This is a genomic window from Anoxybacteroides tepidamans, assembly GCF_014201465.1.
Classification (GTDB): Bacteria; Bacillota; Bacilli; order Bacillales; family Anoxybacillaceae; genus Anoxybacteroides; species Anoxybacteroides tepidamans.
The window spans coordinates 1-19,530 of record NZ_JACHEP010000036.1 but is presented as its reverse complement, the minus strand read 5'-3'; the positions used below and the strand labels follow the sequence as shown (position 1 = coordinate 19,530).

The 19,530-nt window shown below is 42.0% G+C and carries 15 protein-coding genes and 13 tRNA genes; 4 read left to right on the top strand and 24 right to left on the bottom strand.

Annotation, left to right across the window (positions count from 1 at the left end):
* Positions 1-129: 129 nt before the first annotated feature.
* The 5 genes from bacA to HNQ34_RS16720 all read right to left on the bottom strand — a co-directional run bounded on the left by bacA (position 130) and on the right by HNQ34_RS16720 (position 5,091).
* Positions 130-924, bottom strand: coding sequence for an undecaprenyl-diphosphate phosphatase (bacA, locus tag HNQ34_RS16740; RefSeq protein WP_183256465.1), 795 nt, complete (start codon positions 922-924; stop codon positions 130-132).
* 188 nt (positions 925-1,112) lie between these two features.
* On the bottom strand, positions 1,113-1,727 hold the full coding sequence (gene wrbA, locus HNQ34_RS16735; protein ID WP_183256464.1) for an NAD(P)H:quinone oxidoreductase: 615 nt from the start codon (positions 1,725-1,727) through the stop codon (positions 1,113-1,115).
* A 41-nt stretch (positions 1,728-1,768) separates the two neighbouring features.
* Positions 1,769-2,473, bottom strand: coding sequence for a pirin family protein (locus tag HNQ34_RS16730; protein ID WP_183256463.1), 705 nt, complete (start codon positions 2,471-2,473; stop codon positions 1,769-1,771).
* 155 nt (positions 2,474-2,628) lie between these two features.
* Entirely contained in the window at positions 2,629-3,894 is a 1,266-nt protein-coding gene (locus HNQ34_RS16725) for a dicarboxylate/amino acid:cation symporter (RefSeq protein ID WP_183256462.1), read from the bottom strand.
* 159 nt (positions 3,895-4,053) lie between these two features.
* Positions 4,054-5,091 carry a TRAP transporter substrate-binding protein gene (locus HNQ34_RS16720; RefSeq protein ID WP_183256461.1) on the bottom strand — a complete coding sequence of 346 codons (1,038 nt, stop codon included), beginning with the start codon at positions 5,089-5,091 and terminating at the stop codon, positions 4,054-4,056.
* A 103-nt stretch (positions 5,092-5,194) separates the two neighbouring features.
* Between HNQ34_RS16720 and HNQ34_RS16715 the strand changes: the two genes are divergently transcribed.
* The 3 genes from HNQ34_RS16715 to HNQ34_RS16705 all read left to right on the top strand — a co-directional run bounded on the left by HNQ34_RS16715 (position 5,195) and on the right by HNQ34_RS16705 (position 8,227).
* Positions 5,195-6,772 carry an ATP-binding protein gene (locus tag HNQ34_RS16715; RefSeq protein WP_183256460.1) on the top strand — a complete coding sequence of 526 codons (1,578 nt, stop codon included), beginning with the start codon at positions 5,195-5,197 and terminating at the stop codon, positions 6,770-6,772.
* Between the two features lie 16 nt (positions 6,773-6,788).
* Complete coding sequence (locus tag HNQ34_RS16710) at positions 6,789-7,460, top strand: response regulator (RefSeq protein WP_183256459.1); 672 nt, start codon at positions 6,789-6,791, stop codon at positions 7,458-7,460.
* A 101-nt stretch (positions 7,461-7,561) separates the two neighbouring features.
* The gene (locus HNQ34_RS16705) at positions 7,562-8,227 is read left to right on the top strand and encodes a hypothetical protein (protein WP_183256458.1); all 666 of its coding nucleotides are present in this window, start codon (positions 7,562-7,564) and stop codon (positions 8,225-8,227) included.
* A gap of 232 nt (positions 8,228-8,459) precedes the next feature.
* On the opposite strand, the gene HNQ34_RS16700 is transcribed toward HNQ34_RS16705, so the two are convergent.
* The 6 genes from HNQ34_RS16700 to queG form a co-directional block, all read right to left on the bottom strand.
* Entirely contained in the window at positions 8,460-10,421 is a 1,962-nt protein-coding gene (locus HNQ34_RS16700) for a PhoX family protein (RefSeq protein WP_183256457.1), read from the bottom strand.
* A 455-nt stretch (positions 10,422-10,876) separates the two neighbouring features.
* Entirely contained in the window at positions 10,877-12,037 is a 1,161-nt protein-coding gene (gene yhbH, locus HNQ34_RS16695; RefSeq protein WP_183256456.1) for a sporulation protein YhbH, read from the bottom strand.
* A gap of 186 nt (positions 12,038-12,223) precedes the next feature.
* Positions 12,224-14,119 (bottom strand): PrkA family serine protein kinase, encoded by a 1,896-nt coding sequence (locus HNQ34_RS16690; RefSeq protein WP_183256455.1) that lies wholly within the window; start codon positions 14,117-14,119, stop codon positions 12,224-12,226.
* A 302-nt stretch (positions 14,120-14,421) separates the two neighbouring features.
* A complete protein-coding gene (trmL, locus tag HNQ34_RS16685) occupies positions 14,422-14,895 on the bottom strand; it encodes a tRNA (uridine(34)/cytosine(34)/5-carboxymethylaminomethyluridine(34)-2'-O)-methyltransferase TrmL (RefSeq protein WP_183256454.1) in 474 nt (157 codons plus the stop codon).
* A 42-nt stretch (positions 14,896-14,937) separates the two neighbouring features.
* Positions 14,938-15,804: an amidase domain-containing protein gene (locus HNQ34_RS16680; RefSeq protein WP_183256453.1), complete on the bottom strand. Its 867-nt coding sequence runs from the start codon at positions 15,802-15,804 to the stop codon at positions 14,938-14,940.
* Positions 15,805-15,849: 45 nt separating this feature from the next.
* A complete protein-coding gene (queG, locus tag HNQ34_RS16675; RefSeq protein ID WP_183256452.1) occupies positions 15,850-16,995 on the bottom strand; it encodes a tRNA epoxyqueuosine(34) reductase QueG in 1,146 nt (381 codons plus the stop codon).
* A gap of 69 nt (positions 16,996-17,064) precedes the next feature.
* On the opposite strand from queG, the gene HNQ34_RS16670 reads away from it, so the two are divergent.
* The gene (locus HNQ34_RS16670) at positions 17,065-17,727 is read left to right on the top strand and encodes a B3/B4 domain-containing protein (RefSeq protein ID WP_183256451.1); all 663 of its coding nucleotides are present in this window, start codon (positions 17,065-17,067) and stop codon (positions 17,725-17,727) included.
* A gap of 83 nt (positions 17,728-17,810) precedes the next feature.
* Here HNQ34_RS16670 and HNQ34_RS16665 read toward each other — a convergent pair.
* The 13 genes from HNQ34_RS16665 to HNQ34_RS16605 all read right to left on the bottom strand — a co-directional run bounded on the left by HNQ34_RS16665 (position 17,811) and on the right by HNQ34_RS16605 (position 19,275).
* Positions 17,811-17,884, bottom strand: a tRNA-Gly gene (locus HNQ34_RS16665).
* A gap of 70 nt (positions 17,885-17,954) precedes the next feature.
* A tRNA-Leu gene (locus HNQ34_RS16660) sits at positions 17,955-18,041 on the bottom strand.
* A gap of 69 nt (positions 18,042-18,110) precedes the next feature.
* Positions 18,111-18,196: transfer RNA gene (locus HNQ34_RS16655), tRNA-Leu, on the bottom strand.
* A gap of 8 nt (positions 18,197-18,204) precedes the next feature.
* Positions 18,205-18,278, bottom strand: a tRNA-Cys gene (locus HNQ34_RS16650).
* Between the two features lie 6 nt (positions 18,279-18,284).
* Positions 18,285-18,356, bottom strand: a tRNA-Gly gene (locus HNQ34_RS16645).
* 3 nt (positions 18,357-18,359) lie between these two features.
* Positions 18,360-18,434: transfer RNA gene (locus HNQ34_RS16640), tRNA-Gln, on the bottom strand.
* A 22-nt stretch (positions 18,435-18,456) separates the two neighbouring features.
* A tRNA-His gene (locus tag HNQ34_RS16635) sits at positions 18,457-18,532 on the bottom strand.
* Positions 18,533-18,539: 7 nt separating this feature from the next.
* Positions 18,540-18,610: transfer RNA gene (locus HNQ34_RS16630), tRNA-Trp, on the bottom strand.
* 9 nt (positions 18,611-18,619) lie between these two features.
* Positions 18,620-18,701 (bottom strand) — tRNA-Tyr (locus HNQ34_RS16625).
* Between the two features lie 14 nt (positions 18,702-18,715).
* Positions 18,716-18,791 (bottom strand) — tRNA-Thr (locus tag HNQ34_RS16620).
* Between the two features lie 66 nt (positions 18,792-18,857).
* Positions 18,858-18,933, bottom strand: a tRNA-Phe gene (locus tag HNQ34_RS16615).
* Between the two features lie 186 nt (positions 18,934-19,119).
* Positions 19,120-19,195, bottom strand: a tRNA-Asp gene (locus HNQ34_RS16610).
* Positions 19,196-19,198: 3 nt separating this feature from the next.
* Positions 19,199-19,275: transfer RNA gene (locus HNQ34_RS16605), tRNA-Met, on the bottom strand.
* Positions 19,276-19,530: the final 255 nt, after the last annotated feature.

Sequence of the window (19,530 nt, the reverse complement as noted above, 5' to 3'; positions counted from 1 at the left end):
GTTGGTTAGCACATCTATTTTAACCAAGGAGTCGGGTTCATGTCTCCTTTTTTGTTTGGATGTAAATTTATGTTAGTAAATTTGCTCAACTACAGAAAATATAGAAGAAGACGGTCAGCCATCTTCTTCTTAAAACAAAATGAAGCTATACAACGCAGCAATAACGAATCGATAAATTGCAAATGGCGTCAATTTGACTTTTGAAACAAAACGCAGGAAAAATTTAATCGCCAAAAGTGCGACTAAAAATGCTGTAACAAAGCCAATCGCAAAAATAGGAACATCCTGTGCCGATAAAGATGAATAGCTTTTTAACAAGTCCAATCCGCTTGCCGCTACCATCATCGGTACAGCGACAATAAAGGAAAACTCCGCTGCTGTTTTCCGGTCTGTTCCAACAAGCAATCCTCCCGAAATCGTTGATCCTGACCGAGAGAAACCAGGCCATAGTGCTAAACATTGAAAGACACCGATGCTAAACGCTTGTTTATAAGAAAGTGTATCGAGACTTGTTGCAGTAATAGTCGACCGTTTCTTTTCCGCAAAAATCATTAAGAACCCGCCGGCAACAAGACCGATTAACACCGTGTACGGGGAAAATAAATATGTTTTAATGGCATCATGCAAAATAAGCCCTAATACAATTGCCGGAAGCATCGCTAAAATGATGTGGAAAAGATTTAAACTTTTCTCTTCCTTATTTTCTTTCATAAGTCCAAAAAGATTGAAAAATCGTTTCCAATATACAACAACAACCGCCAAAATCGAGCCGAGCTGGATAAAAATTTCAAACGTTTTCGCTTGCTCTCCTTTAAAATTGATTAATTCCCCTGTCAAAATTAAATGCCCTGTCGAAGAGATCGGAAGAAATTCGGTTAATCCTTCTACCATTCCCATAATGATAGCTGAAATATAATGCCACAACATCGCTACACCTCGATCATTTTTACTTTTATCCGTACTTTGTTACAGTACAACAATAGAAAATGTTCCGTCAATATCGTTTTCCAAACACCGATATCATTGAACCATATATCTATGAAGAATAGCTAACAAAAACATAAAAATTTTCTCATAAAAAAAGATGAGGAGTCGTCCTCATCTTTCTAGCTTTATTTTTGCATTCCGTTTTTCACCCATTGTGCCACTTGGACTGTGCGTCTTGCTTGATGTTTAACGGCTGCTTCGGCGTTTTCGAGAATGTTGCCGTTTTGGTCAACCGTTACGCTCGTGCCGTACGGATTTCCTCCGCCTGCAAAAATCGCTGGATCTGTATAACCTGGCGCGACAACGATGGCGCCCCAATGGTACATCGTTGTATATAATTGTAAAATTGTTTGTTCTTGGCCGCCATGTGGGTTTTGCGCGCTAGACATCGCACTAACGACTTTATTAACTAATTTTCCTTGGAACCAAAGCCCTCCTGTCGTATCTAAAAACTGCTTTAATTGGGAAGGCACGTTTCCGAAGCGTGTCGGCACGCTGAAGATGATCGCATCGGCCCATTCTAAATCGTTTAATGTCACCGTTGGAACGTCTTTTGTCGCTTCCACATGCGCTTTCCATGCTGGATTTGATTCGATCGCTTCTTGTGGCGCAAGTTCAGGCGCTTTCAAGACTCTGACTTCTGCGCCTGCTTCTTTCGCTGCCTCTTCGGCCCATTTCGCTAATTTGTAGTTCGTGCCTGTCGAGCTGTAATAAATAATCGCTAAATTCACATTTGCCATTTCATTCTCCCCTTTTGAAAAATTTATGAATTCTCACTGATCTAAGGAAGATCAATGAGCATCAAACGTGTGTCAGCATTTGCGGCCATTTTCAATTGAGGCGTTTCGGTTATTCTCGCCGAATCCCGTTTATATAGTTTGACCTCATCATTTAATTGCAATTCTCCTTCAATGAGAAAAAGAAAAATACGCCGGCCGCTTTCTTGCATAAACACGATTTCTTTTCCAGCTTCTAAATCCGATAAATAAATCGTTAAATCTTGATGGATGTGTGCAATGTTGGGCGATTGTGGATTTTTCGCCACCACCGGCAACAGTTGGTTTTGCAACTGCTTTATATCATAGCTCGTTTTTTCATAAGACGGGGTGAGACCGTGCTGTTCCGGCAAAAACCATAATTGCAACAAATTTACGTCTTCGGTTGCTGACGGGTTCACTTCAGAATGAACAATTCCGGTTCCTGCCGACATCCGCTGAATGCCGCCGAATGTCGTAATTGCTTCATTTCCTAAGCTGTCTTGATGTTTTAACTGTCCGCTAAGCACGATTGAAACAATTTCCATCTCTTGATGCGGATGCGCCCCAAAACCGTGTAATGGCTTAATCACATCATCGTTTAACACGCGCAAAGGGCCAAAATTCATATTGTTCGGATCAAAATATTCAGCAAACGAAAAACTAAAATACGTATCTAACCAACCATGATTGGCGTGATACCGCTCACTGGCGGGATATACTCGAATCAATAAATCCACATCCTTCCATTATACTTAAATCTCGAATTCAAGATAATAACTTACAATTCATAAATTTTTAATTCGAGATTTATTATATAAAAACATGATGCCATTGTCAACCATTCATTCTTTTAATAAAAAATGGACAGCTATACGAGCTGTCCTTATTTCGCTACTGTCATATTCGTTTGTTGCAATTTTGATTCCGCTGCAGGATGAAACTCGTTTTCCATTTTCGAAACAACGACTGTTGCAACACCATTTCCAATTAAGTTCGTAATCGCACGCGCTTCCGACATAAAGCGGTCGACACCGAGAAGGAGCGCGATTCCCTCGACTGGAATCATCGGGAATGCCGCCAATGTTGCGGCTAATGTAATAAATCCAGAACCTGTCACTCCAGCTGCCCCTTTTGATGTTAACATTAACACCCCGAGCAACGTAAGTTCTTGCCATATCGTCAAGTCAATGCCGTATGCTTGGGCGATAAACATCGCTGCCATCGAAAGATAAATCGATGTTCCATCCAAATTGAATGAATATCCTGTCGGAATGACAAGGCCGACAACGGATTTGGAACACCCATATTTTTCAAGTTTTTCCATCATTTTTGGCAGCGCTGACTCTGATGAAGACGTTCCTAATACAAGCAAAATTTCGTCTTTAATATAAGCAATAAATTTAAAAATGCTGAATCCATAAAATTTGGCAATTGCCCCTAACACGACAACGATAAATAAAAACATCGTCGTATAAACAGAACCCATTAATTTTCCAAGCGCTACTAAAGATCCTAATCCAAACGTTCCGATCGTATAAGCCATCGCGCCGAAAGCAGCGATCGGAGATACTTTCATCACCATATTCACAATACCAAAGAAAATATCGGTTAATCTTTCAAACAACGACACAACCGGTTTCGCTTTTTCCCCTAACGCAGCAGTCGCCAATCCAAATAACACGGCAAAGAACAGAATCGGCAGCAATTCCCCTTTCGCCATTGCTCCAACGACATTATCTGGGATGATGCCGAGCAAAAATTCAATCGCACCATGGTTGGCAGCCTCTGCTTGCTGCGTATATTGCGAAATGTCACCGCCTTTTACTGCGGCTGTATTAAATCCTTCGCCTGGTTTCACAAGATTCACCACAATAATCCCAATCGCTAAAGCAAACGTGGTGACGATTTCAAAATAAATAAGCGCTTTGCCGCCAATCCGTCCTACCTTTTTTAAGTCTCCCATATTTCCGATACCGATTACAACCGTAAAAAAAATGATTGGGGCAATAACCATTTTAATTAACTTAATAAAACCATCCGCCAACACTTTTAATTGTGCCCCAAATTCAGGAAACGAAAAACCGACAATAATCCCTAAAATAATACCGGTAATAACTTGAACAGTTAAATTTTTAAACGTGATTCTCATTTCTCCTTCTCCCCTTTGCTTTGATAACGCTTTCAAATAAATAACCGCTTTACTGATCTTATGTTAACGAATATTTTTAAAAATATTAATATTATGTTAATATTGGTCGTTTTGTTCATTTTGGTCTCCAGTACACAAAAAAATAAAGCCGAGCGACTGTCACTCAGCCTTTTTTATTTGACGCAAAAGCCCGCTTCCGAATTCCCGCTCAAATTCTTGGTATAAAGGCATAAACTTTTGTTTCCATGTTTCCCGTTCCTTTTCTGTTAATTCGTAAATATGCATGCGCGGATTTTGCTTCATTTGCGCCAATTCTTCTTCATTTTGCTCCTTTGATTGCGTTAAATTCCAAGCTGTCGTTTCCTGCATCGCCTCCATCATTTTTTCTTGAATATCTTTTGGTAAATGATCCCAAAACACTTTGTTGACCATCACCGCATAACCGAGGTATCCGTGATTGCTAATCGTCAAATACGGTTGAAACTGATAAAAACTTTTCGAGTAAATATTCGAGATCGTATTTTCTTGCCCATCAAATTCATGCTTTTCTAATGATTCATACACACGGTTAAAAGGAACGACAATCGGCTTCGCTCCTAAAAGCTGAAATTGCCTTTCAATCACTTCGCTCGGCATCACCCGAAATTTTAAACTAGAAAAATCGGACGGTTCTACAAGAGGATGACGGTTGCTCGTCATTTGCTTAAAACCGTTTCCCCATAAAGCCAATCCTTTGATACCTTTCCTCTCTAACATCGCCAATAAATTTTTTCCTACTTCCCCCGTAAACACTTTTTCTACATCGCCATAGTTTTCAAAAATAAACGGCAAATCAAGCACTTGCCACTCTGGAATCAGCTGCGTTACTTTGGATACCGAAGGCGCAATCATTTGTACATCGCCGCGCAATAACGCATCGATTTCCTCTTCATCAGAATACAGCGAACCGTTCGGGAACACTTCCACTTTGACGCGCCCATTTGTTTTCTCCTCTACCAGCTGGGCAAATTTCTGGGCCGCTAATCCTTTCGGCGTATTTTCTGCCACGACATGGCTAAAATAAATGACAATTTGTTGATTTAATCCTTTTTGCTCATCATCATAAACGATCGGTTCTGACGATTGTTTTTGCATCATAAACATGACTGCACCTACTAAAGCGATCGATAAAACTCCAATGCCCCATTGTTTCTTCATATCCCTACACCACTTCATTATTGATTTGAGAAAATTCTAACATACAACAAAAGAAATGATAAAATATATGTTAATGAACCATTGTCCAAAGAGGGAGAAATGGATGAAACGACTATCGATTCGTTGGAAAATTACAGCCCTTATTTTCTTTATCGTTGGCTTTTCGCTGCTGCTTGGCGGTACGATTGTCGTTGGAAACTTTGTGCATACAAAAGAAGAAGAGCTAAAGCAGCGCGCTCTGTTGACAGCCCGTACCGTCTCTGAGCTTCCTGAAATTAAACAAAAAATAACAGGAACGAAAAAAGAGAGGAGCACAATTGATCCAATCGCCGAACGGTTGCGCATTATTCATGGTGCAGCGTATATCACCGTTCTTGATATGCACAAAGTCCGCCTCTCCCATCCGGTCAAAGACATGATCGGAAAGCGTTCAAAAGGGAAAGATGAAGGTCCCGCCTTCGCAGAGCATACTTACACGTCAAAAGCACGTGGAGAAATAGGAACCGTCATTCGCGCATTTGTTCCAGTGATGAATGCTCAGCACGAACAAGTTGGCGTTGTCATTGCTGCCTATCAGTTGCCGAGCTTTCTTCAAGTGTTGTTATCATTAAAAACAGAAATTCTCGTCACCACCAGCCTTTCATTATTGTTCGGCGGCTTCGGAGCGTGGATGTTGGCTTCGCATATTAAACGGCAAATGTTTCAGCTGGAACCGCATGAAATCGCCAAACTACTTGTTGAACGAACAGAAACGTTTAACGCCATGCATGAAGGGGTCATTGCCATCGATACGGACGAGCGTATTACGATTTTTAACGATAAAGCGAAAAAAATGCTCGGAATTCACAAAGATGTGGTCGGTCAACCAATTCGATCTGTTCTTCCCGACACGCACTTACCCGAAATTTTGCAAATTAATCAACCTATTTATAACAAAGAACTACAGATTCGAAACCTAAACATTTTGAGCAATCGAATTCCGATTAAAGTAGATGGGCAAACCGTCGGCGCAGTAGCCATTTTCCAAGATCAAACGGAAGTGAAAAAACTAGCTGAAGAACTTACAGGCGTGAAAGCGTTCGTAAGCGCTTTGCGCGTCCAAAACCACGAATATATGAATAAGCTGCATACGATCGCTGGACTCATCCAACTCGGCCATAAAGAAAAAGCGCTCGAATATGTGTTTAAAGTGACGGAAGAGCAAGCAGAACTGACGAGATTTTTAAGCAAAAACATTAAAGACGAAAGCATTTCCGGCCTTCTTTTAAGCAAAATTAGCCGCGGAAAAGAACTAGGCATTCAAGTAACCATCGACCGGCATAGCCAGCTAAAGAAATTTCCGCCTCATTTGGACCATCACGATTTTGTTGTGGTTCTTGGAAACTTAATTGAAAATGCATTCGATTCCTTTCAAACGGTCGTTGATCGAAACAAAGAAGTGTACATCAGCATTGAACAAAACGACGAAATTTTATCTCTTTCTGTTGAAGATAACGGATGCGGCATTGACGAACAACATAAAGCACACATTTTTGATGAAGGTTTTTCGACGAAAGGAACAAATGACCGCGGCATCGGCCTATATTTAATTAAACAAATTGTCGATAAAGGAAAAGGGCATATTCATGTCGAGTCGGAAAAAGAAAAAGGAACGATTTTTACGATTACATTTGACATGTAAGAAAGGGGGATAGAGAATGTATAAAGTGCTGTTAATCGAAGACGATCCGATGGTACAAGAAGTAAACCGGCAATTTATTGAGCAAGTGCCCCAGTTTCATGTGATCGGTACAGCGGCAAACGGAATTCAAGGAATCGAAATGATTCGCGAGATTCACCCGGATTTAGTTGTTATTGATATTTATATGCCCTATCAAGATGGGCTCGAAACGTTACAACAAATTCGTACAGAAGGGCATACAGTTGATGTGATCGCCATTACGGCCGCAAGCGATATGGAAACAGTAAGGCGCGTGCTGCAAAACGGCGCATTTGACTATATTATGAAACCATTTAAATTTGAAAGGTTAAAACAAGCACTCGAAAATTACCACGCATTTCGTCAAACGTTAAAAATGAAAGAAAAGTTCACACAAAAAGAATTAGACGCACTTTTACAACCAAATGAAGTAGAAACGCGCCCTGAACTTCCTAAAGGACTAAACGATATTACATTACAAAAAGTTATTCACTATCTTCAACAACAAACAAAACCTGTTTCCGCAGAAGAAGTGGCAGAAGGCATCGGCATTGCAAGAGTCACTGCACGCCGCTATTTGGAGTATTTAGAAAAGCAACAAAAAGTGCAGATTAATATTCAATACGGCGGTATTGGCCGCCCTGTAAACCGATACATCATGAAACCATAATTTTACGCACATCTCATATTCTGATAATATAGATGTAACATTCCTTTTTTCATTCCGACTAATATAACACACATCTTTTTTCGCAATTAAGGGGGGTTTTTATGAAACCGTTATACAAAACACTAGCTGTCTCCCTATTAGGATTGTCGCTTATATCCGGATGCGGCGCGAAACAAGAAGTGGAAAAAACATTGCCAAGCAAGCAAACCGGAGAACAAAGCAACAAACAAGAACAAAGCAAAATTATTCGTTTGCTAGAAAAGAAGTTATCTTATACTGAAAATGGAAAAACATATGAAGAAATGGCTTATTTGAAAACGAGTGAAAACCAGTCATTTTCCCTCTATGTTTTAGAAGGATGGGAGTTGGAAGCGGAAGAACCAAACTCTGACGTCCTTTTAAAAGATGATTCTTTTGTCAGAATCCGCCTCATTCAGCCTGAATACGGGGCAATGGACTATGAAAAAATGGTAGAAGATCAGGCTAAAGCCGTTTCTGCCGATGCTGTGCGCCAAAATACAGACGATCTTCAAGGGCTGCTTCGCCAAGCGGTTTGGTATAAAGCATACACAAGCGATACCGCTGTGAATGTAATTTGGATCAAAGAAAACGTTCCAATGATGGTCACCATTCAAACACCGCGTGACCAAGAAGTACTTGAACCAATTTTCGCGATGCTCTCTACAGTGGAAAAAACAGAAGTGACAAAACCAAATAAAAGCTTAGACAATCCGAACGAACCGACAAGCTCTTCTAATGGACAATAAAGAAAAACAAAAAGTGCCCCCATTTCGCCTGGAGGCAGCCCGCGTCCCGTGTCCTGCGGGCAACGGCGAAGGCAAGTCACAGACTTGCCTTCGTCAGTCGAAAAAATAGGGAGTCTACTTTTTCGTCCGCCATAAGTTAAACCTCCCAGTTGTATTTATATAGTTAGTCAACACGCCTGCTATCGTATAAAAAAGTCTGCTCCAATTTATGGGGCAGACTTTCTGTTATCTCTTATTTTTTCTTTTTGCTCTGTTGAGCTTTTTGCTGTTTCTTTAATTCTTCCTGAAGTTTTTGAATGTTCGGCAACCCTTGGATATAGCCAACAGCTCCAGCTTGATTAATTCCATATGTAGCATTGATCGCTTTTTTCACATCCTCAAGTTTGACAGCTGTCGGTGCAAAATTGTCTAATTCGTCCCCCGGATGCTGGAAATTGCTCATAATGTAGCTAAATCCATTTCGGTTATCAGCCGCTTGAAGTCCTGTTGCCTCTGCACCAGCAGGAACAGATAAAATGCGGGATAACTTTTTCGTATCCACATTATACGCCCATACAAAATTGTTAATATGTTGGCTACTGTCTTCTCCGATAAACAATGTGCGATAATCCTCAGAAAAGCTTAAGTTATCCGGGCCTGCAATTTTGTTCACGTTCGCTTTATTGCCATAAGCATCAGGCCGAGCTAAATCTTCACCGACAAGAAGCGCCTTCATAGAAACGGCTGCATACCCGCTGTTAATCGGCTCACCAGCTGTGTTCTTTTGTCCTGGCTTTAAACTTAACTCATAAACCGCACCAGCTTTCACTTTTGCAAATTGAATGTGATCCGTAGGGTCTTGAGCATTTTTTTCCATACCTTTGCTAATGTCGGAAATGGCCACATACACTTTTTTGTCTTTCGCGTTCACCGCTAAACCTTCCATTTTATTAAACTCGCTTGTTGCCCCTAACATCGCTGCATAACGGCGCGTCTCTAAGAATGCTGCAGCTTTTTCCATACCCGGCTTCAATTTCAAATATTCTATTTTGCCATAGTTTGCACCTTGTCCTGAGTATTGCTTAACAGGAGTAAACCCTTCTTTTGGTTCATTCGACACTTCAAAAATATCGCTGAATTTAATGCCTTTATCAATGATCCGTTTAATTTCTTTATCCGTCGCATGCCCGAGTTTAATCCATTCTAAATTGCCAGCTCCGCCGTTTTCTGCACTTGTTTGTACAAATTTCGCCGCATATAATGTGCCGGCTGACAAATCACGCGGCTTATCAGCCACATACATAAACAGCATTGTATATTCACCGTCGTCTCCAAAGTAAGCGGTACGCTCATCCGGCATGACAACCATCAATTCATTGGAACGACGTCCAGTACTGTAATGTTTTACAACACGCGTCATTCCATCAGAACTGACAAACACTTCTGGAATAAAGCCGTAATAATAAGGGTTTGCTTTTTTCTCATCATCAAAATATAGCTTTGCGAAATCTTTTAAATGAGCTGTTGATTGACTGGTCTTATCTTGTGTATCAAATTCAAACGAACGGGCATCCGGCTCATATTCCTCTGAACTTAAGTGCGTATTCCATGGCGTTAGCGATCCGTTGCACGGCACCCATAAACCGTTTACTGTCGAAACATCAATTTTATCAACAGTTGCAATCTTTAGTTCTCCTGTTTTCATATTTTGATATAGTTTCGTTAACGTCATCGAAGCAGGTACGCGACGCCATGCCGGATTTCCAGCATTGTCTAAAGAATCATATTCATAATGAGAAACAAGATACAAAGAACCGTCTTTCATTGGACGAAGCAAGCTATTCGCATCAGGCGCGTCAGATACATAATGAACAGGTTTTCCATCTACAGATTTGTCGGTAATTGGGTCACCATAATAATCCGTTGGTGTACCTGCTGAGAACGTCTCGCCATTGGACATTTTAAACCGATCGGTTGTTTTAAAAAGCTGCTTATATGTAAGCGGGAAGTTTTTTGTTTTTCCATCCGTATACTTTACAACAACTGAAGCTGTTGTAAACGGCTTGCTCATTTCTTCAGCGGTAGTTGGTACTCTCGAGCCGTTAAATGAGATCGATTCAATCTTTACTTCTTTTTTTGTTGCGGCTTGAGACGGATGCAATGCCGGAACCATAATTCCAAGAGCCAAAGCAACGACAATTCCTTTCCTTTTCATCATTTTCCTCCTTGTGATAAAATAAATGTCCTACTTACATTTAACAGGATCATTGTTAAAATATTTTAATAGATTCGTAAATTAAATGTTAATTTATGTAAAATAAACATTTTCCTTTCAGCAAAACTGAAAAATGAACAAAAAATTGCTCCCAGCACGAGTGTTGATTATCCATTATTTTACTAAAAAAACACAGAATCATATGGCTGAACACAAGCTTTTCTGCCACATCCCTCGAACAAGAACGCCAGCGGGCTCTCTTCTTTGCCCGCAAAGCGTTCATTGTTCGAGGAGGGCATGCTATACGCATGCCCAGTCGGCAAGCGATCGCTTGCCGACTTCGACAGAAAAGCTAGGAATAGAGCTATCCAAACTAGTTTTTATTAGTTAATCAACACGCCTGTGCTCCCAGCATGTTCATAATCCTTAAAAAACCCCCTGCATCACGCAAGGGGTCATACGAGCATTTTATTTTCTTCTTTTCGGAAAAACGTCTTCATCGCGTGAAAGACGTCTGATTTTTGTTTAAGGATATAGTAGCGAAACTTTTCGTCTTTAATGTTTTTATAAGCAGACATAAGCGTTGAATGGCGGTTGTACTGATTGACTTCTCCGTATCCGAACATATTCGATACTTTCATCAGCTCATTGACAAGTTTTACACAGCGCGCATTATCTGACGTGAGGTTATCGCCATCCGAAAAATGAAATGGGTAAATATTATAACGGGACGGAGAATATTGTGTTTCAATCAATTCAAGTGCTTTTCGGTAGGCCGAAGAGCAAATCGTGCCGCCGCTTTCGCCTTTTGTAAAAAATTCTTCTTCGGTCACGACTTTTGCCTCAGTATGATGAGCGATAAACACAATGTCAACCGTTTCATATTTAGTCCGTAAAAAGCGGGTCATCCAGAAGAAAAAGCTTCTCGCCATATATTTTTCCCATAAGCCCATCGAGCCGCTCGTATCCATCATCGCCAAAACAACCGCTTTCGAATCCGGCTTGATGACTTCATTCCACGTTTTAAATTTTAAATCTTCTGGGTAAATCGGATAGAAACTCGGGTTTCCGTTCATCGCATTCCGTTTAAATGCGGCCATCATCGTCCGCTTTTTATCAATATTTCCCATCAACCCTGTCCGGCGAATATCGTTAAACTGAATATGCTGAACGACATTTTGGTCCATTTCTTTTCGCTTCAAATCCGGCAATTCGAGCTGGCTGAACAGCGCTTCTTGTAATTCCATTAACGACACTTCGGCCTCGTAATAATCATGTCCGGCTTGATCACCGGCTCCCTGTCCTGTTCCTGGTCCTTTCTGCCCATCACTAGAGCCATCCCGGGCTACAACATCGCCTACTTGACTGTCCCCATCTCCTTGGCCGACATGTTTATTTTTATCATAATTATAACGAATTTTATATTCATCTAAAGAACGAATCGGAATTTTAATGACATCGCGACCATTGGACATAATGATACTTTCTTCCGTGATTAAATCCGCTAAATTATTTTTAATCGCTTCTTTCACTTTCTCCTGATGCCTTTTTTGATCATCATGTCCTTTCCGATGGAGGGACCAGTCTTCTTTTGACACAACAAAATTTCCACTCATCGTTTCCCCTCCTAATCACATTTTTCTCATTCCATCATATACTGATTTTGGCGTCTACAACATACAATGATAACGGTTGTTTACTCTATCCTATGCAAAAAACTTAAATAATTGACAAATAATTAGGAAAATTCAATTGCCGGACAAGCCTAAAATAAGAAAAGCATGCCCGGTATAAAGGCATGCTTAGCGGTTTAATAAACTTCCCACATAGCGAAGCAGTTCGTTCGCCGATGTAGAATTGTACCCGTATTCATCAATGAGACGAGCGACGACTTCGTTAATTCTTTTTAATTGCTGCTCATCTGGCGTTTTCGTCGATGTCGTAATTTTGACAATGTCCTTTAAATCGGCGAACAATTTCTTCTGAATCGCTTCCCGCAGCCGTTCATGTGAATTATAATCAAAACGCTGTCCTTTTCGTGCATATGCCGAAATGCGAATTAAAATTTCTTCACGAAACGCCTTTTTCGCATTTTCAGAAATTCCGATTTGCTCTTCAATCGAACGCATCAGTTTTTCATCCGGGTTCATTTCTTCCCCTGTCAACGGATCGCGTAATTTCGTTTTATTGCAATATGCTTCCACGTTATCCAAATAATTATCCATCAGCGTTTTCGCCGATTCTTCGTACGAGTAGACAAACGCTTTTTGCACTTCTTTTTTCGCGATCTCGTCATATTCTTTCCGTGCAAGCGAAATAAAGTTTAAATACCGCTCCCGATCTTCATTGGAAATCGACGGATGTTGATCAAGTCCTTCTTTTAGCGAACGAAGCACATCGAGCGCATTAATGGACGGAACTTCTTTGCGAATAATACACGATGAAATGCGGTTAATGACATAACGCGGATCAATGCCGCTCATCCCTTCATCCGGGTACTCTTTCTTCAATTCCTCGACATCCACCTCATTAAACCCTTCCACTGCCTCACCATCATATAGGCGCATTTTTTTCACTAAATCAATATCCGGACGTTTCGGCTCTTTTAACCGTGTTAAGATCGTAAACATCGCCGCCACCCGGAGCGTATGCGGCGCAATATGCACATCGGCCACATCGCTTTCCCGAATCATTTTTTCATAAATCCGCTCCTCTTCTGACACTTTCAGATTATACGGAATCGGCATCACAATAATCCGCGAATGAAGCGCTTCATTCTTTTTATTTGCGATAAATGAACGATACTCCGTTTCATTCGTATGCGCAACAATCAATTCATCGGCACTAATGAGCGCAAATCTTCCAGCTTTGAAATTTCCTTCTTGCGTCAGCGAAAGCAAATGCCATAAAAATTTCTCATCGCATTTTAACATTTCTTGAAACTCCATAATCCCGCGATTCGCCTTGTTCAACTCTCCGTCAAACCGGTAAGCGCGCGGATCGGATTCCGAACCGTATTGAGCGATCGTTGAAAAGTCAATGCTTCCCGTCAAATCGGCAATGTCCTGCGATTTCGGGTCAGACGGACTGAATGTGCCGATACCAACCCGCTTATTTTCGGAAAAGAAAATGCGCTCGATCATTACATCTTCAATCCGTCCGCCGTATTCTTTTTCCAAACGCATCATATTCAACGGCGAAAGCTCCCCTTCAATGCGAATTCCGTATTCTTTATAAAAATCGTCACGCAAATGATGCGGAACGAGATGCAACGGGTCTTCATGCATCGGGCAGCCTTTAATCGCATACACAGCCCCGCGGTCCGTCAGTGAATAAGCCTCGAGCCCCCTCTTTAACATCGTCACGAGTGTCGATTTTCCGCCACCAACCGGTCCCATCAACAGCAAAATCCGCTTTCGGACATCAAGACGCTTCGCTGCCGGATGGAAATATTCCTCAACTAACCGCTCTAGCGCCTCCTCTAGGCCAAACAACTGTCCGCTAAAAAAATTGTACCGTTTTTTTTCATTAACTTCTTCTACCCCTGCATCTTTAATCATATTATAGACACGCGAATGAGCAGACTGGGCAACCCAGGGCTTTTCTTTTAAAATTTGTAAATACTCAGCGAAGGTTCCTTCCCACTTTAACCGTTGCTCTTCTTCCCGGTATCTCGCAATTTTCTTTAAAATATCCATTCAAGAACCTCCCCATCCTTGATGTCTAACTGAAAGATTATTACAATGTATGCAAGGATGTCCGTGATCATTCGCTTCGAAATAAAAAATTGCCGTTCCCCTCTAAACATTGCTTGTCACATCGGCTATAATAAAAAAAGGACTAACTATTTCTTAAGGAGGAAAAGTATAATGAGAACATTGCTTGTGCTCGGCGTGATTGTTGCGTTTTTAACGGCTATTTTTACTGCCGGCTATAATGACAAGCCTGGTGTAAAAAATTAACCGATAAAAAAACGACCTCCAATGAAGGTCGTTTTTTATTAATATACACCTTTAAACCCTTGTTGTCTTAACGCTTCGTATACTAAAATCGCGGCTGTGTTCGATAAATTAAGGGAACGCACGTTATCGTTCATCGGGATCCGCAAACAACGCTCCATATTATTTTCAATCAGCTCTTTCGGAAGTCCGCTTGTTTCGCGGCCAAACACAAAAAAATAATCTTTTTGCGGATCGCTGTAATCGAAAGAATCATAATATTTTTGGCCAAACTTCGTAATAAAGTAAAACTCCGCATCTGTATATTTGTCAAAAAGCTCTTGTAGCGAGTCATAATAAAAAATATTGACATATTCCCAATAGTCCAGTCCCGCTCGTTTCAACATTTTATCGTCTGTCGAAAAACCAAGCGGACGGATTAAATGCAACGCTGTGCCCGTCGCCGCACACGTGCGGGCAATGTTTCCCGTATTCGCCGGAATTTCTGGTTGATACAATACTACATGTAAAGCCACATCCATTCACCTCAAGTTGTCATTGTTCTCCGTTTTATTATACTATCCTTTATCAACAATATGAAAAAATTTATATTGAATATCCGGCGTATAGGCACTTGAATCTTCATATGACCAATACCGCATGCGGCTGTTTGTCGTATGCGCGTTCACAAGCGGCATTCCTTGACGATCTTTGGCAACGACAATCGTCGAATGATCAAAGCGCCCATCCCCTTCAAAATCATAACAAATGACATCGCCTAACATCAGCTGTTCTGGAGCTGAAACTTCCATCGCCTGTAACCCTAGATGTTCACCACTTAAATACCAGCGAAAGGCATGAGCAACCGCCCAACTGTAGCTCCAACTTTTATTTTTCATCCACCAACCCTTTTGGCGATTAGGATATCCCGTCATCGGAATGCCGCCTGCATATAAACATTGGGAAACGAAATTCGTGCAATCCACATCAAATTTAGGAAACGCGGGATGGTAGCTGTTCCACCACATTTCAGCATACTTTACCGCCTTCATACGATCATAGACGTAATTGATTGTTTCACCTTTTTTAGCCTCACGATCCATGCGCAACTTCTCTTCAAATGTGTCGACCACCTTAATGTTTTTGTCTTCCATCAATTCGCCGCACACAAAGCCCGCCCGCCTTTGTTCAACTTGCTCTTCTACATACATCCACCCGTGCTGTCTCACTAAAAACTGATAGTGCACCATATAATCGATGTCTGTTCGTTCCCCGATTCGCTGTTTGCGCAGCACTTGTCCTTTCAACACGCATTTCACAATTTCCGCTTCGCGCTTTTGAAACAGTTGGCGTTTTTTCTCAATGTTCGGATCTTCTTGGCATCTATTTGTTGACACGAAAAGCCGCGCCCGTTTTTCGAGCAATGCTTCTATCTGTTTCTTCATATCGCCCACCACTTTTCTTTTTTATTACATTATGTGGTGAACGAATCATTTTTTCCTTTGCGCATACAACATTTGTAACCCTTTTTCGATTTCTCGCAATACTTCTTCCTCTTTTTCGTTCTGTTGCGCCTGTTCCAACACTGGAATGACGCTATCATCACCAATTTTCCCTAACGCCCATGCAGCTGTCCCACGAATCACCGGTCGGCTGTCTTCCTTCAACAATTGCACTAAATCAGGAATAGCTGTCTTATCTTTATAATGTGCTAATGCTAAAATCGCATTTCGTTGAATCGGTTTTTTTCCACGCCACGAACCAGAAATCAAACCAAATTTTTCTTTAAATTCCCGATTCGTTATATGAAGCAACGGTTTTAACAATGGCTTCACCACTTCCGGATCCGGCTCCATTTCCGGATGCAAATGAAAGTCTTTTCCTTTATTTTCTGGACACACCGTTTGGCAAGTATCGCAGCCATACAGCCTGTTCCCAATTTTATCACGAAACTCATCTGCTAAAAATCCTTTCGTTTGCGTCAAAAACGCAATACAGCGTTGAGAGTTAAGCTGACCCCCTTGAACAAGCGCTCCCGTTGGGCATGCCTCAATGCATCTCGTGCACGTTCCGCACCGGTTTTCTATCGGCACATCCGGCGGAAACGGAATCGTCGTAATCATTTCCCCTAAATATACATACGATCCAAATTCCGGCGTGATAATCGAACAGTTTTTTCCGCTCCAGCCAATCCCCGCTCTCTCAGCGACCGCCCGATCAGCTAATTCGCCGGTATCTACCATCGACTTCACTTTAGCGTTTGGAACTTTTGCTAAAATAAAATCTTCTAGTTTTTTTAATCGCTCCCGTAAAATATCATGGTAATCTCTTCCCCATGAGGCGCGGCAAAAAATTCCTCTTCTCGCTTCCTTTGTGCTCCTTGGCGCATTTTTCATTTTAGACGGATAAGCGAGCGCAATTGAAATAATCGACTTCGCTTCACATAAAAGCAAAGACGGATTTGTTCGTTTTTCAATATCCGGTTCTTCAAATCCAGATTGATATCCTAGTTGTTGCTGCTGGCGAAGCCGCTCTTTCAATTCGACAAACGGATCAGCACTGGCAAATCCAATTTTATCAATTCCGATCGTTTTGCTATATTCGATAATTTCCTTTTTTAGTTCGATAACATCCATAACAATCCCTCCCTTCGCTAAAGTTCTAAATCCATGTTACAATAAAAAGAAAAAACAAGAGGTGAAAATATGGAAATTACTGTATCAGAAGCCGTAAAACAAGCCATTCCTTTATTCAAAGCAGGCGTGATTATTTACAACGATATCGTCGTTGATCATTCTCCACAAATGTTGAAAGGAAGATTACAACTTTTTCAAGAATCGATTTATTTCGATCTGCAGGAAACATCTATTTCTCAAATTAAAGAGCTAGCGGAATGGCGCGCCATATTTAAAGCGATCGGTACGGATCCGAGCCGATACCGTCCTTCTTCTGAAAGTTTGTATCGTCGCATCCAAAAACAGCAGTTTATTCCTTCGATTCACTCAGCTGCTGATGTCAACAACTTTTTCTCTCTTTATTATAAAATACCGATCGGCATTTATGATGCAGAGCAAATCAATGGAAACATTTTGATCGACATCGGTACAGACGAGGATGAATATCTTGCGATTAACGGTCGAACCGTTCAATTCGCTCGCAAGCTTGTCACAAAAGATGCAATTGGACCGTTCGGAAGCCCAATTGTAGATTCAGAACGAACAGCCATTACATATAAAACAAAACGTGCCATCCAAATCGCATATTTATTACCATCGATGGAACAAAGCGAGTGCGAACAGCTAGTTTCTTCCATTCAAAGTATGTTTACGCAGATTCATGGTGGAGAAGCTTTTGCGCAAATCATTTAAATATTTTAGGAAAAATAAAAAACGCAATGCCCCGTTCTCCCTAAGAAACGAAACACTGCGTTGTCCCCTATGTATATGTACAATGGAGCGGGTGATGGGAATCGAACCCACGACATCAGCTTGGAAGGCTGGAGTTTTACCATTAAACTACACCCGCATTTCTTGCAAAAAAGATCAAATTTTGTCGAGAGAAAATTAAAATAAAAAACAGGTACTCCCTGTTAAAATGGTGCCGATGGTGGGAGTCGAACCCACACTCCCTCACGGGAACACGATTTTGAGTCGTGCGCGTCTGCCAGTTCCGCCACATCGGCAAATATAATAATGATTTAACAACACGATATATTATACTCTATTTTCACTTACAAGTCAAGCCCTTTACATGCCGAGGGCCGGACTCGAACCGGCACGGTAGTCACCTACCGCAGGATTTTAAGTCCTGTGCGTCTGCCAATTCCGCCACCCCGGCGCAATCGGTGGAGGCGGCACCCGGATTCGAACCGGGGGTAAAGGTTTTGCAGACCTCTGCCTTACCACTTGGCTATGCCGCCGTAAAAAGCGGAAGACGGGACTCGAACCCGCGACCCCCACCTTGGCAAGGTGGTGTTCTACCACTGAACTACTTCCGCATATGGCTGGGGTAGCTGGATTCGAACCAACGCATCACGGAGTCAAAGTCCGTTGCCTTACCGCTTGGCTATACCCCAATATGTTTTTATAAGCAGCTTATGGGGCGACTAGTGGGAATCGAACCCACGCATGCCAGAGCCACAATCTGGTGCGTTAACCACTTCGCCATAGCCGCCATGTGACAGGGGCAGTAGGAATCGAACCCACACCGGAGGTTTTGGAGACCTCTGTTCTACCATTAAACTATGCCCCTATATAACGATGGAGGGGGACGGATTCGAACCGCCGAACCCACTGGGAGCGGATTTACAGTCCGCCGCGTTTGGCCACTTCGCTACCCCTCCATATAAATTTTGAATGGTGCCGACTGCAGGACTTGAACCCGCAACCTACTGATTACGATTCAGTTGCTCTACCAATTGAGCTAAGTCGGCAGAATTGAATAAAAATTCACCTACATTCGACTTTTAACTATTGGTAGGTTTTCTTTACATAAAAAATGGTGGCTCGGGACGGAATCGAACCGCCGACACAAGGATTTTCAGTCCTTTGCTCTACCGACTGAGCTACCGAGCCATTATCTTGTTTTGAGCACTTCAAATATCATTTTTTAAATTCCCTTCGCCCCACTCTCAGTATGCTCATTCAAGTAGCAGCTCGAGTGGTGCGCTGATGCATCGCTCGGTAGCTTATTCGGACGTGCTCTACCGACTGAGCTACCGAGCCGTATTATTTCTTAGATTAAACATACCATATTTATAATGGCGGTCCCGACGGGACTCGAACCCGCGATCTCCTGCGTGACAGGCAGGCATGTTAACCACTACACTACGGGACCATTTGGTTGCGGGGGCAGGATTTGAACCTGCGACCTTCGGGTTATGAGCCCGACGAGCTACCAGACTGCTCCACCCCGCGATGATAAAAAGATAAATGGATATTTACTATGCTCTACGTTCCTTTGGCCGTCCCGCTCTCAGTATGCTTATTCAAGCTGCAGTTCGAACGGTACGCTGTTGCCGTTTCGGAGAAGCTTATTCGATCGTACTCCACCCCGCAACGACGCAATAATAAAATATAATGGCGGAGGAGGAGGGATTCGAACCCCCGCGCGCCTCTCGACGCCTCTCGGTTTTCAAGACCGACCCCTTCAGCCAGACTTGGGTACTCCTC

Coding starts and splice junctions, on each gene's coding strand:
- wrbA (WP_183256464.1), bottom strand. CDS start 1,727: ATGGCAAATGTGAATTTAGCGATTATTTATTACAGCTCGACAGGCACG.
- HNQ34_RS16725 (WP_183256462.1), bottom strand. CDS start 3,894: ATGAGAATCACGTTTAAAAATTTAACTGTTCAAGTTATTACCGGTATT.
- HNQ34_RS16720 (WP_183256461.1), bottom strand. CDS start 5,091: ATGAAGAAACAATGGGGCATTGGAGTTTTATCGATCGCTTTAGTAGGT.
- HNQ34_RS16715 (WP_183256460.1), top strand. CDS start 5,195: ATGAAACGACTATCGATTCGTTGGAAAATTACAGCCCTTATTTTCTTT.
- HNQ34_RS16710 (WP_183256459.1), top strand. CDS start 6,789: ATGTATAAAGTGCTGTTAATCGAAGACGATCCGATGGTACAAGAAGTA.
- HNQ34_RS16705 (WP_183256458.1), top strand. CDS start 7,562: ATGAAACCGTTATACAAAACACTAGCTGTCTCCCTATTAGGATTGTCG.
- HNQ34_RS16700 (WP_183256457.1), bottom strand. CDS start 10,421: ATGAAAAGGAAAGGAATTGTCGTTGCTTTGGCTCTTGGAATTATGGTT.
- yhbH (WP_183256456.1), bottom strand. CDS start 12,037: ATGAGTGGAAATTTTGTTGTGTCAAAAGAAGACTGGTCCCTCCATCGG.
- HNQ34_RS16690 (WP_183256455.1), bottom strand. CDS start 14,119: ATGGATATTTTAAAGAAAATTGCGAGATACCGGGAAGAAGAGCAACGG.
- HNQ34_RS16680 (WP_183256453.1), bottom strand. CDS start 15,804: ATGAAGAAACAGATAGAAGCATTGCTCGAAAAACGGGCGCGGCTTTTC.
- queG (WP_183256452.1), bottom strand. CDS start 16,995: ATGGATGTTATCGAACTAAAAAAGGAAATTATCGAATATAGCAAAACG.
- HNQ34_RS16670 (WP_183256451.1), top strand. CDS start 17,065: ATGGAAATTACTGTATCAGAAGCCGTAAAACAAGCCATTCCTTTATTC.